Source organism: Embleya sp. NPDC055664 (genome assembly GCF_053618075.1).
The window spans coordinates 257,543-273,818 of record NZ_JBSHGZ010000004.1 but is presented as its reverse complement, the minus strand read 5'-3'; the positions used below and the strand labels follow the sequence as shown (position 1 = coordinate 273,818).

The following is a 16,276-nucleotide window of genomic DNA, read 5'->3' as shown; positions in this document are numbered from 1 at the left end:
CCGTTCGGGGTCCGGAAATACTCGACGCGGACGGGCCGGTCGTGATCCCCTGCTCGGATGGCTGACCCCCTCCACGAACGTGATCTCGCCCGGCCCGCCCTCGACCTGGTGGCCAAGGCCGCCGGACGCTACCTGGAGGCGCTGCCGGAACTGCCGGTCCGTGACGCGGCCGCCGACGTGGTGTTCGACCGGTTGGGCGGCCCGCTGCCCGAGCGCGGCGACGGCACGCTGGCCAGTATCGAGGAACTGCTCGACATCGGTACGCGCGGCGCGATCCAGTCCTCGGGACCCCGGTTCTTCCACCTCGTCGTGGGCGGGGCCACCCCCGCCGCGCAGGCCGGCGACTGGGTCACCGGGCTGCTCGACCAGCCCGCGGGCCTGTGGATCGCGTCACCGCTGGCGACCGAGGCCGAGACGGTGGTGCTCGGTTGGCTCAAGGACCTGTTCGGGTTGCCCGACACGTACGGCGGCGTACTCACGCCCAGCGCCACCTTCGCCAACCTCACCGCGCTCACCTGCGCGCGCCACTGGTGGGCCGCGCAACACGGCGTGGACGTCACCGCCGACGGGCTGGCCGGGTTGCCGACCATGCCGGTCCTGGCGAGCGGCTACATACATCCCAGCAACCGCAAGGCGCTGCAGATCCTCGGCTGCGGGCGGGATACGGTCCGGATCTGCGCGCGCGACGACGCCGGTCGGGTGGACATCGACGCGATGGAGCGGGCGCTGATCGAGATCGACGGGCCCGCGGTGCTGATCGCCTCGGCGGGCGAGGTGAACACCGGCGACTTCGACCCGATCGACGCGCTCGCCGACCTGGCCCGGCGCTATGGCGCCTGGCTGCATGTGGACGGCGCCTTCGGGCTGTTCGCCGGCGTCTCGCCCCGACTCGCCCACTTGGTGCACGGCGTCGAGCGGGCGCACTCGGTGGCCGCCGACGGGCACAAATGGCTGAACGTGCCCTACGAGAGCGGCTTCGTGTTCGTGCGCGACGCCGAGATGCTCGGCCGGGCGTTCGGGTCCTGGAACGCCCCGTACCTGCCGGAGACCGGCGACACGCACCTCGACTACAACCGGCTCGGGCCCGAATCCTCGCGCCGCGCCCGGGCGTTGCCGATCTGGGCCACGCTGCGCGCGTACGGCCGCTCCGGCTACCGGGAGATGATCGAACGCCATCACGATCTCGCCTGCCGGCTCGGCGAACTGGTCGAGGAGGCACCCGAGTTGGAACTGCTCGCACCGGTGAGGCTGTGCGTGGTGTGCTTCCGCTACCGACCGGCCGAGTCGGACCCGGATGCGCGCACCGAACCGCTCACCGAGGCCGAGCTGGACGAGTTGAACCGGCGCCTGGGGGCCGAGCTGAACGCGGACGGCCGGGTGTACGTGGGCACCACCGTGTACCGGGGGCGGGTGGCGCTGCGCCCGGCGATCGTGAACTGGCGTACGTCGACGGCCGATATCGATCTGCTCGCGGCCGTGGTGCGGGAGATCGGCGCCCGGGTGGCGGCCGAGTCGCGCGGTGGAACGCCCGCGGGCGACGAGGCGTAGCGCCGCGCGGGTGGGTCGCGGCGATCCGGACGCGATGTCGAAACGATTCCGCGTAGGGGTCCGGGTGGGCGAATGGGGGGAGTACTTTGAGGAGACCGAGGGCACCTCGTATGCCGTTTGTCCGTCCCGGCGTCGTCTGCGGTGATCCGGACATTCGAGCACCAGGCCGACCGGAGGATTCGAACGCATGTACTCACAGCACTCGATCGCTGGACACCGCCGAAGCCCCCGCCCCACGGTCGAGATGACCTACGGCCTGGCCTGCACGATGTGCGGGCGCGATCTGCGCGCCCCCGCCGACAAGCCGGCGCCCGACGCGGTGCCGGTCGGCCACGTCGAGGAGCGGCAGACCTTCGCCTGTCGGGGGGTGTGCGCGCGCCTGGCGAGCGGTTCGGCCGACGGCATCGCCGAGGAGCCGGTGCCTCTGGCGGAGCGGATCGCGGCGTTCCCCACGGCCTGAGCGCACCGCCGGCGTCGTGACTCGCCGAGCCCGGAGTCGGGGCGCCGCGAGCCGGGGCGCCGGGGGTGCCGCGGGCCGGGTGCCGCCGTCGGCCGGTTCCTCGTCAGGCGCTGGTGCGTTTGCGGGTGGTCTTCTTGGCGGCGGCCTTCTTCGCGGTCGACGCCGACTTGCCCTTCCCGGACGAGCCCCCCGCCGACGTCTTCTTCGCGGCCGACTTGCGGGCCGTGCCCTTCTTCGCGGGGGCCCGGCCGTGGCTGCGGTTGGCCGCCTCGACGCTCGCGGTCAGCGCGGCCATCAGGTCGACCACGTTGTCCGGCGTCGCGGCGGCCTCCTCGCCCCCCTCCACCGGCTCGGCGCCCTCCAGGCGGGCGACCACCAGCGAGTCGAGGGCCTCCTTGTAGTCGTCGTGCAGCGACTGGATGTCGAAGTCCTCACTGAGCGTGTCCATCAGCGAGGTGGCCATCTTCAGCTCCTGCGGCCGGATGTCGAACTTGCCCTCGGGGGCCAGTCCGTCCGCCGCGCGCACCTCGTCCGGCCACAACATGGTCTGCAGGATCAGGATGTCGTCGTGCACCCGCAGCAGGGCCAGGCTCTCCCGGGTGCGCAGGGTGATCTTGGTGACGGCGGACTTGCCGGCCTTGGTCAGCGCCTCGCGCAGCAACACGTACGGCTTGGCCGCGGCCGGGGTCGCGGTCTGGAGGTAGTACGCCTTGGAGAGCATCAGCGGATCGATCTCGTCGTCGGCCACGAACGCGAGCACGTCGATGACCTTCTTGCTGGGCAGCGGCAACTCCGCCATGTCGGCGTCGGTGAGCACCGCCTGCCGACCGTCGGGCGCCTGGTACGCCTTGGCGATCTCCTTGTACGGGACCTCGCGCTCCTCCAGCTCGCAGTAGCGCTTGAGCCGGATCCGACCGCCGTCCGTCTCGTGCACCTGGTGCAGGGGCACGTTGTGCTCCTCGGTGGCGGGGAAGAGTTGGACCGGGATGCTCACCAGTCCGAACGTGATCGCGCCTTTCCAGCTGCTGCGCATCGGCTCTCCAGAATCGCGGGGCGGGGCATGGTCCGCTGTGGTACGTCTTTGCCTCGATGCGCCGCAAAATGCATCGAAAACGGGCATGAGGGGACCTTTACCGTATGCCGGACCGCATCGCCACGACAGTCGACGGACGCACCCTGACCCTCTCCCACCTGGACAAGGTCTGGTGGCCCGAGACCGGGTACACCAAGGGTCAGGCGCTGGACTACTACGCGAAGGTGGCCCCCGTGCTGCTTCCGCACGTCGCCGGACGTGCCGCCTCGTTCATCCGCCTCCCCGACGGCGTCGAGGGCACGACCCGGTTCTACGCCAAGCACGTGCCGCCCGGTGCGCCCGAGTGGGTGAGCACGATCGAGGTGGTCGGGCACGAGGAGACCAGGCGGCAGGTCGACGTCGACTCCCTGGCCACGCTGATGTGGGCGGCCAACCTGGCGGCGATCGAGATCCACGTGCCGCAGTGGGGCACCGACCCGGATGCCCACGACCGGTTGGTCCTCGATCTGGACCCGGGGCCCGGCGCGGGGATGGCCGAGTGTCGCGAGGTCGCGCTGCTGGCCCGGGACGTGCTCGCCGAGGACGGGCTGACCTGTGTGGTCAAGACGTCCGGGAGCAAGGGGCTGCACCTGTACGCGGCGCTGAAGCCGACTCCGGAGGCGGCCACGAGCGCCTACGCGAAGGCGCTCGCACAACGCCTGGAACGCGAGCGGCCCGAGCTGGTCGTGCACCGGATGGCCAAGAACCTGCGGGCCGGCCGGGTCTTCGTGGACTGGAGCCAGAACGCCTCCGCGAAGACCACCGCCGCGCCGTACACCCTGCGGGCCGGCCCGGAGCCGACCGTGTCCGCCCCGGTGACCTGGGCCGAGATCGACTCGACCGCGGAACTGACCTTCGGTCCGGCCGAGGTGCTGGAGCGCGTGGCCCGGGACGGCGACGGCTTCGCGCCGCTGCTGGCGGCGCGGACCACGGGGCGGCTGCCGTGACGGCGCCGGTGCCGCGTCGCGCGCTCAGTCCTCTGCCAGGTCCGGGCGTAGGCGGTGCCAGACCGGGTGGCGGAGCAGGCCTGCGCGGGTGCGGGTGGCGTAGCGGACCTCGCCGACCAGGCGCGGCAGTACCCAGTGGGCGTCGACCAGGTCCGGCTCCGGGGTGAACGGGCACTCGTCGATCGCGGACACCCGCAACAGCTCGCCGAGCATGGTCCGCTCCCGATCGGCGAAGCCGGACCCGACCGCGCCGACGAAGCGCAGCAGGCCGGCCTCGCGCACGCCCACGAGCAGCGCGCCGGGCAGATCGGCCAGCCGGCCGCGACCGGGCAGCCAGCCGCCCACGACCACGTCCAGGGTGTGTGCGTGCCGGATCTTCACCCAGTTCGGCGAGCGCACCCCGGGGGTGTACACCGAATCCAGGCGTTTGCAGACCAGGCCCTCCAGACCCGCCTCCCGGGTGGCCGCGAGGGCGGCCTCGCCGTGTCCGATCAGCGCGGTCGGCGTCGCCCAGTGCGATCCGTGCAGGTCGAGCCCTTCGAGCAGGCTGCGTCGCTCCAGGTACGTGCGGTCCACCGTGGTCCGCCGATCCAGGAACAGCACGTCGAAGAGCAGCAGCCGCACGGGCACCACGTCGCGCATCCGGGCCGCCTCGGCGGGGTGGCCGACCAGGCCCATCCGGGACTGCAACCGCTCGAAGTCGCTGTGCCCGTGCCGGTCCGGCGCGACCACCTCGCCGTCCAGGATCGCCGGCCGGGCGCCCAGGACGTCGCGCAACCCCTGCAACTCCGGGTAGGCCCCGGTGATGTCCGCACCCGAACGGGCCCGGAACGACACCGTTCCGTCGCCCGGGAGGTAGGTGAGGCAGCGTTGACCGTCGAGCTTGGTCTCGTACGCCCAGCGCTCGTCCTCGGCCGCGGGCGGCAGGGTGCCCGGGGTGGCCAGCATGGGCGGGTAGATGGGCAGCTCGGGCATGGGGTGAGCGTGGTCGCGCCGCCGCGGATGTACACCCTGCGTCGCCCGGACGGCGCAGCGGCCGACGGCCGGGGCCGGTCCGGGGCGCGCAGGGTTCAGACGAGCAGGCCGCGTCGGTAGGCCTCGGCGACCGCGGCGGCGCGGTCGCGGACACCGAGCTTGCCGTAAAGGTGCAGCAGGTGGGTCTTGACCGTGGCCTCGCTGACGAACAGGGCAGCCGCGGCCTCGCGGTTCGTGGCGCCGCCGGCGACCAGGCGCAGCACCTCCGACTCGCGCGGACTGAGCACCGCCGGGGCCGGCTCGGGAGCGCGGACCCGGCCCATCACCAGGCCGGCCACCGACGGCGAGAGCACTGCCTGCCCCGCGTGCGCGGCCCGCACCCCGCGTACCAGGTCGTCGCGCGGCGCATCCTTGAGCAGATAGCCGGTCGCCCCCGCCTCCACCGCCGGCAGTACGTCGCGGTCGGTGTCGTACGTCGTCAGTACCAACACGCGGACGTCCGGGGCGACCTCGCGCAGGGCCCGGATCGCCTCGACGCCGCCCATCCGGGGCATCCGCAGGTCCATCAGCACCACGTCCACCCCGCCCACCCGGACCCGGTCGACCGCCGCCGCGCCGTCGCCCGCTTCGCCGACCACGTCGAAGCCGGGGTCGCCGGCGAAGATGCCGCGCAGGCCGTCCCGGACCACCGGGTGATCGTCGACGATCAGCAGGCGGATCGGGGCCTCGCCGGGGGCGGGGTGGGCGGCGGTCATGCGGGCGTCTCCTTCGGGGTGGTGCCGGGGCCGGCGGCGGGCGGGCCGGTCGGGACGGACACGTTGACCGTGGTGCCCTCGCCGGGGGCGCCCTCGATCGTGACGGTGCCGCCGACCCGGGCCACCCGGTGGCGCATCGCGTGCAGGCCGTAGCCGCCGTCCCGGTCGAGCCGGGTGTCGTCGGTGCGGGTCGGGCCGATGCCGTCGTCGCGGACGTCGAGCAGGACCACGTCGTCCAGGTAGGTCAACGCGACCCCGACGCGGGTGGCGTGGGCGTGCTTCGCGACGTTGGCCAGCGCCTCCTGCGCGGCCCGGAACAAGGCCACCTCGCAGTCCACCGGAAGCGCCTGCACGACGCCGTCGGTCCCGGCGGCGGCCGGTGTGCCGGTGCTCTCGGACCAGCGCGCGACCAACTCGGCGATCGCCTCCGGCAGGTGTACCCGCTCCGCGAGCAGCGCGGGCCGCATCGCCTCGACCGAGCGGCGCGCCTCGTTCAGGCCGTCCCGGGCCAGGTCACGGGCCTGGTCGAGATGCCGCTGCCAGTCGGCCGGTACGCCGCCGTGCCGGCGGGCCTGCTCGTGCGCCGCGCCCAGTTGGGTGACGATGCCCGCCAGGCCCTGCGCGATCGTGTCGTGGATCTCGCCGGCCAGCCGCTGCCGCTCGGCCAGGACACCCGCCTCCCGGGCCTGGTTGAGCAGTTGCGCGTGCAGGCCGGTGTTCTCCCGCAACGCGGTCTCCAGGCGCGCGTTGGCGTCGGCGAGTGCGTCGATGACCTGCTTGCGCTCGTCGTTCTGCACCTGCACGGCGTTGGCGACCAGGACGATCGCGGACGCGATGATCGCGTTGATCGCGGTGAGCGAGACGTAGAGCGGGAGGTTGCCGACGGTGAACTCGGCGCGTCCGCCCATCTGGGCGAGGGCGATCACCGCGGCGGTGGCCACCTTGGCCACCGTGCCGAGTCGGCCGAAGCCGAAGCGGCGGGCGTCCACGTAGCCGAGGAATCCGAACACCGCGTACCAGGGATTGAGCGCGACCAGGACCGCACTCAATCCCCACCGGACCCAGAAATAGAGGTGGAACAGGCGCGGTCGCTCCGGGCCGATCGGGCGTCGGCTGTCCATCCACCACGACCAGGCGCCGGCCACGACGGTCAGGAGCAGGGCAGCCTGGTACTCGCCAATAGAGCCGTAGCCGTGCGCGACGCTGAGAGTGGCGAGTACGGCCGAGGCGGCGAGGAGGAAGAACGGGCCGAACCTGCGGTAGCGGGCGATCCGCGCGTCGTCGCGCTCGGTGCGGTCCCGGAGAGCGGAGTGCCCGGGGCCGACCCGGCCGGGGGTCTCGTCCGCCGTCGCCACGTCGATCGTTCCTTCCTTCCTCTCTCAGGGGGGATGTACCACCGGGATCCTCACGGATCCTCTCACCGGGCCCGGACGCGGTTCGCCCGGGCCGGGTCACTCCCAGCGGAACCAGCGGGCCGAGGCGATGCCGAAGACCAGGGCGTAGCCGGCCAGGACCGGGAGCGCGGAACCGTGCGGCCAGTGACCGGCGCCGGCGTCGCCCAGGGCACGGACGCCGGCGCCGAGCGGGGTGCAGTCGCCGATCGTGCGCAGCGTGTCCGGCATCTTGGCCCGGGGCAGCCACAAGCCGGCGAAGAACATCGACACGAAGAACAGCACCGCACCCGCGCCGTTGGCGACCTTGGTATCGGCGGCGACGGCGGAGACGAACAGCCCGATCGCGAACAGCGCGAGGCCGGTCAGGACGACGGTGACCACGAACGCGAACGGCGCTCGCGGCAGGTGCACGCCGAACGCGAACCGGGCGACCAGGGTGATCACGGCGGTGGCCAGCGTGGCGACCGCGCCGTGGATCAGAATCTGCGCCCCCAGCACCCGGCTCGGCGGCAGCGGCGTGGTGGACAACCGACGCAGCACACCCTTCTCCCGGTAGCCGGCCAGCGCCGGTGGCATCGCGTTCAGCGCGAGCATCGCGAAGGTGAAGGCGGTCAGGATCGGGACGTACGCCTCGACCACACTCTGCCCGTCGAGGTCGTCGCTGTGCTTGCGGGTGCCCGGGATCGAGCCGAGCACGACGAGCAGCACCACGGGAAAGAGCAGCCCCCACAGCAGGCCGACGGGTTCACGCAGGAACAGCCGCAGTTCGGTGCGGGTGACCTGGGCCAGGAGACCGCGCGCGGGGTGGCGGGGGGTGAGGGTGATGGTCGCGGGGGTGGTCGCGGGGGTGGTTGCGGTGGACATGCGGGCTCCCGAGTGGGGTGGTGGGGGGTGGTCAGGGTTGGTCGACGGTTCGGGCGCCTGCGCGTGTGTCGGCGTCCGCATCCGTGCCTGCGTTGGTGTCGGTCAAGGCCAGGTAGGCGTCGTCCAGGTCGGGGCTGTCCACGCGCAGGTTCTCGGCGATCACGCCGGCGCGGGCGAGCAGCGCGGTGACGCCGGTGAGTACGTCCGGGGCGCCGGTGATCACGATCCGGTCGTCGATCTCGGTCAGTTCCCGGACCTGGGGGAGTGCGGCCAGGTCGGCGCGCAGCTCCGGGGTGAGCGGGGTCCGGGGGCGGAAGCGCACGATCTGGTGGCGGACGACCCGTTCGATCAGCGCCTGCGGGGTGTCGAGGGCGACGATCCGGCCGCGGTCGAGCACCGCGACGCGGTCGCAGAGCCGTTCGGCCTCCTCCATGAAGTGGGTGACCAGGAGCACCGTCACCCCCGCGTCGCGGATCTCCTCCACCAGCGACCAGGTGTCCCGGCGGGCCTGCGGGTCGAGTCCGGTGGTGAGTTCGTCCAGGATCACCACGCGCGGCGCGCCGATCAGCGCGAGGGCGATGGACAACCGCTGCTGGAGACCGCCGGAGAGCTTGGCGTACGGGGTGCGCAGGTGCGCGTCGAGGCCGAGCCGGGTGAGCAGCGGGCCCGGTTCGATCGGGGCGCGGTGGCAGGAGGCGTACAGCTCGATCGCCTCGGACACCCGCAACTTGTCCGGCAGCGCGCTCTGTTGCAACTGCACGCCGAGCACGTGCCGCACCTCGTCGCGCTGCGTCCGAGGGTCGAGCCCGAGCACGCGCGCCGTACCACCGTCGGGCCGGCGCAGCCCGGTCACGCACTCGACGGTGGTGGTCTTGCCGGCTCCGTTGGGCCCGACCAGGCCGAAGATCTCGCCGACGTCGACACTGAAGGAGACGTCCCGCAGGACGGACTTGCCGGGGTAGGACTTGCTCAACCCCTCGACACGCACCGCTTCGACATTCGCCATGGTGGCTGACCACTCCCCGCACTCCGAGCCGACCTCGTGCCGACCCCTACGAGAATGCGACCGAGGCGGACACCCCCGAATCCACCGACGAGCCGCACTCACCACAGGCCCCGGTGGACCCCCATCCACCGATCGGTGGATGGCCGGAAGGCGAAAGGGGGCCGCCACGCTTTTCGTCGCGGCAGACGCGCAGGACAACGCCGACGCGACCTGGAGCCGGGCACTCGGCAGACGGACCCGGCGATCGGTCCACCCAACGCGGTACAGCCCGGACCGCCGCCGGCCGCCGGCCGCCGGCCGCCGAGGCGACGAACACGACGTGGAACCGGCCCTGTTGCCTGGTCGGGTGATGGCGGCGGAGGAGAGGATGCCGGGCCGGGTGGGATGCTTCCGGCGGGTGTTGCGCTTGTGGTTGCGGGCCGGGTGGTGCGGGGTTGGTCTGAGTCGGTGGTGGGCCGTTGCCCGGGGTGGGGGCTTCGGGGTGTGGGGTTTCGTCGGGGCGGGTGCCCGGGTCGGGGGAAGGGCGACCAGCGGCGGGTGGCGGGGTGGGGGGTCGGGTTGGGTTCCGCCGGGCTTGCGTTGTCGGGTGGGTCGGGTTTGTTTCGGCGTGCGTTGTGCTTGGGGTTGTGGGCCGGCTGGTGTGGGGTTGGTCCGGGTCGTGGGGTGGGCCGGCGCCGGTGGGGGCTTCGTGGTGTGGGGTTTCGTCGGGGGTGGGTGCCCGGGTCGGGGGAAGGGCGACCAGCGGCGGGTGGCAGAGGAGGGGGTCGGGTTGGGTTCCGCCGGGCTTGCGTTCGCTGGTGGGTCGGGTTGTTTCGGCGTGCGTGGTGCTTGGGGTTGCGGGCCGGGTGGTGCGGGGTTGGTCCGGGTCGTGGGGTTGGCCGGCGATGGTGGGGGCTTCGGGGTGTGGGGTTTCGTCGGGGCGGGGGCCCGGGTCGGGGTGAAAAGCGACCAGCGGCGGGTGGCGGGGTGGGGGGTCGGGTTGGGTTCCGCCGGTCGTGCGTTTCCGATTGGGCCGGGTTTGTTTCGGCGTGCGTTGCGCCTTTGGTTGCGGGTGGCCGGTGCGGGGTTGATCAGAGTCCGTGATGGGCCGCTGCCGGCGTACGGGGGCTCCGCGCCGTCGGCTCCCGACGAGGCGAGCGTGTTGGTTGGCGAAAAAACCGGCCTGCAGCGGCGGGCAGGGAGGCGGCCCGGTCGAGTTCTCCGGAGAGCCTTCCCGAGTGGGTTGGGCAGGGCGTTGCGAGGTGCGGTGGGCTTGTGGGGGGCGGGAGTTCACGAAACCGGACGGCGTCGGGTGCCGTGGTCTCGGCGCGAGAGAAAACCGCAGGTCAGCGGAGAGGGAAGCCGTTTCGTGTGCCTCGGGATCCGGTTTCGGCTCCCACTGGGCACTTTCGGTCGGCTCGACGGCCTCTGCGAGGTCGCAGCACCCGAAGCCGCCCCGACCGGGCAGTTTCGGTCTTTACACCGGTGTCGAGGAGGCCGGAGCACACGAAACCGGCACTCGACGCCCGACTTTCCACCCCGACACCACAAAACCGCAGGTCACCGAAGCCCGAAGCCCCCAACCACCCACCGCGATCCGGTTTCGAACCCCAACTCCCCTCCAACACACCCGAAAACGTCCCAACCCAGCAGGAAGGACTCCCCGGCAGACTCGACCCGAGCATCCTCCCTGCCCGCCGCTGCCGGCCGGTTTTTCGCCGACCAACACACCCGCCTCGCCGAAGACCGGCAGTCTCGGAGCCCCGCACCCCGGCGGCGGCCCATCACCGACTCGGACCAGCCCTGCACCGGCCGGCCCACAACCCCAAGCACAACGCACGCCGAAACAAACCCGACCCACCCGCGAACGCAAGAGCGGCGGAACCCGACCCGGCCCCCTCCTCTGCCACCCGCCGCTGGTCGCCCTTCCCCCGACCCGGGCACCCACCCCCGACGAGACCCCACACCCCGAAGCCCCCACCGGCGCCGGCCAACCCCACGACCCGGACCAACCCCACACCAGCCGGCCCGCAACCCCAAGCGCAACGCACGCCGAAACAAACCCGACCCACCCGACAACGCAAGCCCGGCGGAACCCAACCCGACCCCCCACCCCGCCACCCGCCGCTGGTCGCCTTTCACCCCGACCCGGGCACCCACCCCCGACGAAACCCCACACCCCGAAGCCCCCACCCCGGGCAACGGCCCCCCACCGACTCAGACCAGCCCCGCACCACCCGGTCCCGCAACCACAAGCGCACCGTGCGTCGGGAGCATCCCGGCCCACTCGGGAAGGCGGCCGGTGAACCGGACTCGACCGCCCTCCCGTGTCGCCCCTCCGGCCCCGCCGGCCCCTCCGCTCCCGCTACACGGTGCGTGTCAGCAGGTTGTGGATGGTTGAGTTCGGGGACTCCGCATGCCACGTCGGGTCTTGGGCTGTCAGGGCTGCGTAGACGTGGGGCCATTCGGGCTTGCTCGTCGTCAGGATGGAAGTGATTTCCGTTTGGGCTTCGTGGCCGGCCCTGTGGATTTGGGTGGGGGCCTCGAGGCGGTGGGTGGATTCGGCTATCCAGCGGAGGATCGTGGCGGCGCCTCTGGCCTTGTGGACCAGGTCCCTTCCGGTGATGTGGCCCCTCGTGACCAGGTCGTCCATGTGGGCGTACCACTTGGCGTCGCCGAGGGAGGATTGGCCGGAGGAGATCGAGGCGAGTGCGTGTGCGGGGTCGAGGAGGGCGGAGCGGCGGGCGGCGCCGACGTCGACCGGGCCGAGTTCGAGGAGCCTCGCGGGGGACTCGCGGTGGAGGACGAGGCGGCTCAGGACCTGCCCCGGGAAGGGCTCTCGTTCGTGTTCGGCCAGGATCAGGTCCCAGTCCTGGATGTACGGCAGGTCCAGTGCCTCGTCCGTGTCGGCCACACCGGCGCACCGGCGCAGCTTCGCGACCAACTTGTCGCCGCCCCGCTCGCGGTCGATGCGGGCGGTGAGCGTCGCGTCGGGGTCGGCATCGGTGAGGGCCTTGGCCACCAACCGGCCGGCCGTGGCACCGAGTACGCCCTCCTCGACCAAGGCCCCGATCCGGTCCGCGCCGCCGTGCCGCAGCAGGCCGCGGACACCGATGAGCCGGTCCAACAGCGAGAGCTTTCGGCCGAGTTGGCGCAGCGCGTGCTCGACCACCTCCGGGTCGGCCGCCTCCACCTTCAGGCGCAGCGCCGACACGAGCGAGGCGGTGGGCCGGTGGTCCATCAGCAACTGCGCGCGCAGATCCGGGTCGAGCGCGAGCAGATCGTCGGGGCCGGTCGTGGGCCGGCCCTGCGGCACCCGGGAGAGCACCACACGTCGGATCGAGGCGCCCTCGTCCTCCAGGGGCGAGCCGTACAGGTCGCGGTTGAGTTCGGGGTCGTCGAGGCTCAACAGCCGCTTCAGCAGCACGGGGTTCTCGGTGTGGGTCGCGACGATCCGCAGCGCGACGCGGTCGTTGGCGAGGAACGGGTACTCGTCCAGCGCTCGGGAGGAGTGCTCGACGTGCCGCGAGTACGCCCACAGCGAGGGGTAGGCGTGCGGGCCGAGTCGCGGCAGGATCGCCACCAGCGCCTCGGGCGAGGCGTGCAGCAGGAGATCGGCGGCCGGCCACCGCCACGCGCGCCGGATTCGCCATTCGGCCTCGTGCACCACCGCGGCCTCGATCGTGTGCGGGGATTGGAGACGCTGCCAAGCGGCCTCCCGATCCGTCTCCGTCTCCGCCTCCGCGACGGTCCCGAGGCCCGCCTCCGCCTCCACGACGGACCCGGCCACCGCCCCCGACCCGGACCCCACCGCCGCATCCAGGAGTTCCCCGATCGGCCGATCCCCCGCCGTCCCCATCGCCGTCAGCGCCCGCAACCACCGATCCGGGTCCACGCCCAGTCGGTCGGCCACCAGCGTGCCGACCGCCCGCTTGATCGGGTCCGCCACGATTCGGTGTCGCCACTTTCGGGGCAGCGGGGTCAGTGCCCGGGTCGGGAGGATGCCGAGGATGTCGGTCGGCCCGACGATGCCGTGCCGGTAGGCGCCCTCGGCGAGGTATTCGCCGCCACCGCCGCGGCCTTGTTCGAAGTACTCACGGATCCAGCGCAAGAACGCGGTCGGTGCGGCCGCGCTCGGCCAGGTGTCCCGGGACGGGTATTGCGCGGGGCGATCGGTCGGCGTGCCCGCCAGGATCGCGGCGACCCGGTCCGCCGTCGGCTTCTCCAGGCCCTTGTTCTCGCCGAGCGCGCCCAGCACCTCCGGCTCGCCCAGGTCGATCAGGTCGTTGGCGACCGACTCGTCGAACACCCGGCGTCCCAGGGCCACCCGCGGCTCGACCGACTTGCTCGCGAAGCACGCCTCGTACAGCCAGCTCGGATACTCGTAGCCGGGCGCGTCGAACGTCGACAGCGAGGCCAGCGCGGCGAGCACGGCCGGATCGTCGGGCACGGGCGCGGCCTCGGGGTCGCCGGCGGCGGCCCCGGCCAGCGTGCGCAGCAGGTCCACCGCGACCAGGCGCGAGGTGCGGTCGGGCTCGGTCGTCCGCTCCCGGCCCCGACGTGCGTTCGCCGCCGGCGTCGCCGGATCCGCGGTCGCCGGCACCGATGCGGTCAGCGCGGTCTCGGCCGCCTCGCGCCGGGCCTGTGCGAGGGCAGCGGCGTCGGCCCGGGCCACCTCCTCGGCGTCCGGCCGGGGGCCCGCCGCCTGCCCGGCCAGCGTGACCAGTTCGGCGAGCGAGCCGTTGAACTCCTCGACCAGGCCCACCGCGATCGCCAACGCCTCGGTGTGGCCCGCGAGGTGATCCCGAGTCAGTTCGGTGAGCCGCTCCCGCATCGGGTCCACGACCAGGGTCGGGCTCATGCGGTTGATGCTCGCGACCACCGCATGCGCCGGATAGGCGATGTCCACCAGGTGCGCCGGGTCGAGCAGGCCGTTCTCGACCGCCGCGTCGGCCCAGTCCTCGTCGCGGTTGAACGCCTTGGTGCGCAGCCACTCCTGCGGTGAGATGTCGACCGCACGACGGTCGTACCCGCGCAGGAAGTTGACCAACTCCAGTTGCAGCGCGGCCCGATCCGCGTCGGTGGCGTCCTCGTGCCGGATCAGGTCGTCGAGCGCCTCGTACGCGAACGGCTCCGTGCGGTTGGCCGCCATCAGCAGCGGGAAGTCGTGCGCGTACGGCTCGTGGACCAGGTCGCGCACGGTGGTTCGACTGGTCCGGGTCTGGAAGCGGTTCGGCAGCGTGGCCGGATCGTCGTACGGCTCACCGCTCGCGCGCAGGTCGGCCAGGCCGTCCTCGGCTTTGAGCGCTGCCTCCACCCGCTTGCGGATCTGCGCGGCGGTGCCCTTGCCGGCGGCGGCCAGCAACTCGCGGACGCCCTCCGGGCCGTGCCGCTCCCAGACCTGGATGTACGCGTACTGCTGGGCGATCTTGCGGCACCCGAACTCCAGGGCTCTAGCCGCCAGTTCGGGTTCGCCGCAGGCCACGAGCGGCAGCAGTGTACGGCGGTCGCCGCCGGCGAGGAGTTCCCTGCGCAGGCCCGGGTCCAGCGGCGTGCGGCGGGCGATGGTGCGGCGCAGCGACGGGGTCGAGCGCATGCTCATGTACGCCGCGGCGTCCACCGCCGGGACCCGCTTGTCGACCAAGCGGGCCAGTTCGCGGACGTCCAGGCCGATGTTGCGGGCCAACGCCTCCCACGCTCGCGGGTCGGTGGAGGCGATTGCCGCCTCGTGCACGCGCCGCGGCAGCGAGCCGCTGGAGAGCAGGTCGCGGACCAGCGCGTCGGGCAGCGCGGGCAACACCTCGCGCAGGTCGTCGGGGTCGGCCGCGGTGAGCAGGTAGCGGTAGGGCTTGGTCAGGGTCGGCGGCGGGCCGCCGACCGGTTCCGCCGGTGCGGTGACGGTGCCCGCCGCGATCTCGGCCACCAACGCGGGCAGCGTCGCGCGGTACCGGGGCAGCGCGGTGCGCAGCGTGTGCCAGCGGTCGGCGTGCGCGCCCAGGTGACGGTGCAGCAGGTCGCGCAGCTCGGTGTGCTCGGGGAGTTCGAGCAGGGTGGCCACGGCGGTCCGGGCGGGGGTCACCTCGTGGATGATCCGCGCCACGTCGGCGGGCGCGGCGCAGTCGCGGGTGAGCACGGCGATCCGGGCCAGCGCCGGGTGTTTGGGCAGGTCGATCGCCGCGCGCAGTACGGCCGCCGCCGGCCGGGCCACCGGGCCGACCGCCGTCGGATGCGCCCTGTACAGCGCGACGAGCAGCTCCTCCGGACACTCGGCGTCGGCGGCGAGCACCACGGCGATCGCCTCCGGCAGCGGCTCGTCCCGATGCGCCTCGGTCACCGCGGCCCAGTCGACCCCGCGCCGCCAGGTCGTCGGCCGGATCCCGGCCCGCAACTCGGCGATCAGCCCCACGGCTCCCTCGGCCTCGGCTACGGCGGCGGCCAGATCCGCGCCGCCCACCCCAGCCTCGGCCGACCCCTCCGTACCCGACCCCGCGAGCGCGGCGACCTCGGGCCGTACATATCGCGCCGCCTCCGCCAACAGCCCCTCTCCACCGAACCGTTGCAGCGAGAGCAACCCCCTCAGCTCCTCGGCGACCGTCAACGTCCCGACGCACACCCGCAACGTGTGCACGACCAACTCCGGCCGATCGGCCACCACCGCCGCGCCCAACCGGCGCGGCAGCGCGGATTCGGCGGACAGCGCGAGCAGTTCCGCGTGCAACACGGCCAACGGGTGCGGTTCGTCGGGATACCGGCCCGGCGTGAGCACCACCCGGCGCATCCACGCGGTCGCCTCGGGGTGCGCGTACACGATGCGATCGACCACGGGATCGGGCTGCTCCAGCAGCGCGCCCAGATCGGCCGCGGTCAGCGCCGACGAGTTGGCCGCCACGGCCCGCCGGACCCACGGATCGGGGTCGAGCGCGGCCAACGAGCGCAGGCGCGGGGTGAGTCGTTTGTCGGTGAGCAGGGTGGCGATCACCTCGTCGCCGAGACGATGACGGACGCGGCCGAGGTCGCCCACCGCCGCCCCTTCGAACAAAAGTCCGACCAGCAAGGCCTTGTTCGCGACCTGAACCCCAGACACCACACGCCCCCACACTCACCTGTTCGGCTACCGGGATCCACCCCATCACAACGGCCGGACATCGGGCGCGCCGACCCCGCCACACCCGGCCCCGACCGCGGCCCCGAACCGACCCCGAGCAGCGCCCCACACCGCCCCCACCCCCGGCCCCCCATCGGTCCCGACCCGGCCGGACGTGTCGACCTGTGGTGG

General features: G+C 72.9%; 10 protein-coding genes. 3 read left to right on the top strand and 7 right to left on the bottom strand.

Annotated features, from left to right (window positions below; genetic code table 11):
- The first annotated feature begins 57 nt into the window (after positions 1-57).
- Together ACWGR4_RS09030 and ACWGR4_RS09025 are read left to right on the top strand one after the other, a co-directional pair.
- Positions 58-1,548 (top strand): pyridoxal phosphate-dependent decarboxylase family protein, encoded by a 1,491-nt coding sequence (locus ACWGR4_RS09030; protein ID WP_452131777.1) that lies wholly within the window; start codon positions 58-60, stop codon positions 1,546-1,548.
- Positions 1,549-1,735: 187 nt separating this feature from the next.
- Complete coding sequence (locus ACWGR4_RS09025; protein ID WP_379998208.1) at positions 1,736-2,008, top strand: hypothetical protein; 273 nt, start codon at positions 1,736-1,738, stop codon at positions 2,006-2,008.
- 103 nt (positions 2,009-2,111) lie between these two features.
- Here the strand turns inward: ACWGR4_RS09025 and ku are convergent, their stop codons facing one another.
- Entirely contained in the window at positions 2,112-3,041 is a 930-nt protein-coding gene (gene ku / locus ACWGR4_RS09020; protein ID WP_395786269.1) for a non-homologous end joining protein Ku, read from the bottom strand.
- Positions 3,042-3,145: 104 nt separating this feature from the next.
- On the opposite strand from ku, the gene ligD reads away from it, so the two are divergent.
- The gene (ligD, locus tag ACWGR4_RS09015; protein ID WP_452131776.1) at positions 3,146-4,027 is read left to right on the top strand and encodes a non-homologous end-joining DNA ligase; all 882 of its coding nucleotides are present in this window, start codon (positions 3,146-3,148) and stop codon (positions 4,025-4,027) included.
- 24 nt (positions 4,028-4,051) lie between these two features.
- On the opposite strand, the gene ACWGR4_RS09010 is transcribed toward ligD, so the two are convergent.
- The 6 genes from ACWGR4_RS09010 to ACWGR4_RS08985 form a co-directional block, all read right to left on the bottom strand.
- A complete protein-coding gene (locus ACWGR4_RS09010) occupies positions 4,052-5,002 on the bottom strand; it encodes an ATP-dependent DNA ligase (protein ID WP_452131775.1) in 951 nt (316 codons plus the stop codon).
- Between the two features lie 95 nt (positions 5,003-5,097).
- The gene (locus ACWGR4_RS09005; protein WP_379998200.1) at positions 5,098-5,757 is read right to left on the bottom strand and encodes a response regulator; all 660 of its coding nucleotides are present in this window, start codon (positions 5,755-5,757) and stop codon (positions 5,098-5,100) included.
- Positions 5,754-7,112: a sensor histidine kinase gene (locus ACWGR4_RS09000; RefSeq protein ID WP_452131774.1), complete on the bottom strand. Its 1,359-nt coding sequence runs from the start codon at positions 7,110-7,112 to the stop codon at positions 5,754-5,756. Before ACWGR4_RS09000 ends, ACWGR4_RS09005 begins: the two co-directional genes overlap by 4 nt.
- A 96-nt stretch (positions 7,113-7,208) precedes the next feature.
- The gene (locus ACWGR4_RS08995) at positions 7,209-8,015 is read right to left on the bottom strand and encodes an ABC transporter permease (RefSeq protein ID WP_452131773.1); all 807 of its coding nucleotides are present in this window, start codon (positions 8,013-8,015) and stop codon (positions 7,209-7,211) included.
- 31 nt (positions 8,016-8,046) lie between these two features.
- Positions 8,047-9,021 (bottom strand): ABC transporter ATP-binding protein, encoded by a 975-nt coding sequence (locus ACWGR4_RS08990; protein WP_452131772.1) that lies wholly within the window; start codon positions 9,019-9,021, stop codon positions 8,047-8,049.
- A gap of 2,344 nt (positions 9,022-11,365) precedes the next feature.
- Positions 11,366-16,021, bottom strand: a complete 4,656-nt coding sequence (locus tag ACWGR4_RS08985; RefSeq protein ID WP_452133129.1) for a hypothetical protein — start codon at positions 16,019-16,021, stop codon at positions 11,366-11,368.
- Positions 16,022-16,276 lie beyond the last annotated feature (255 nt).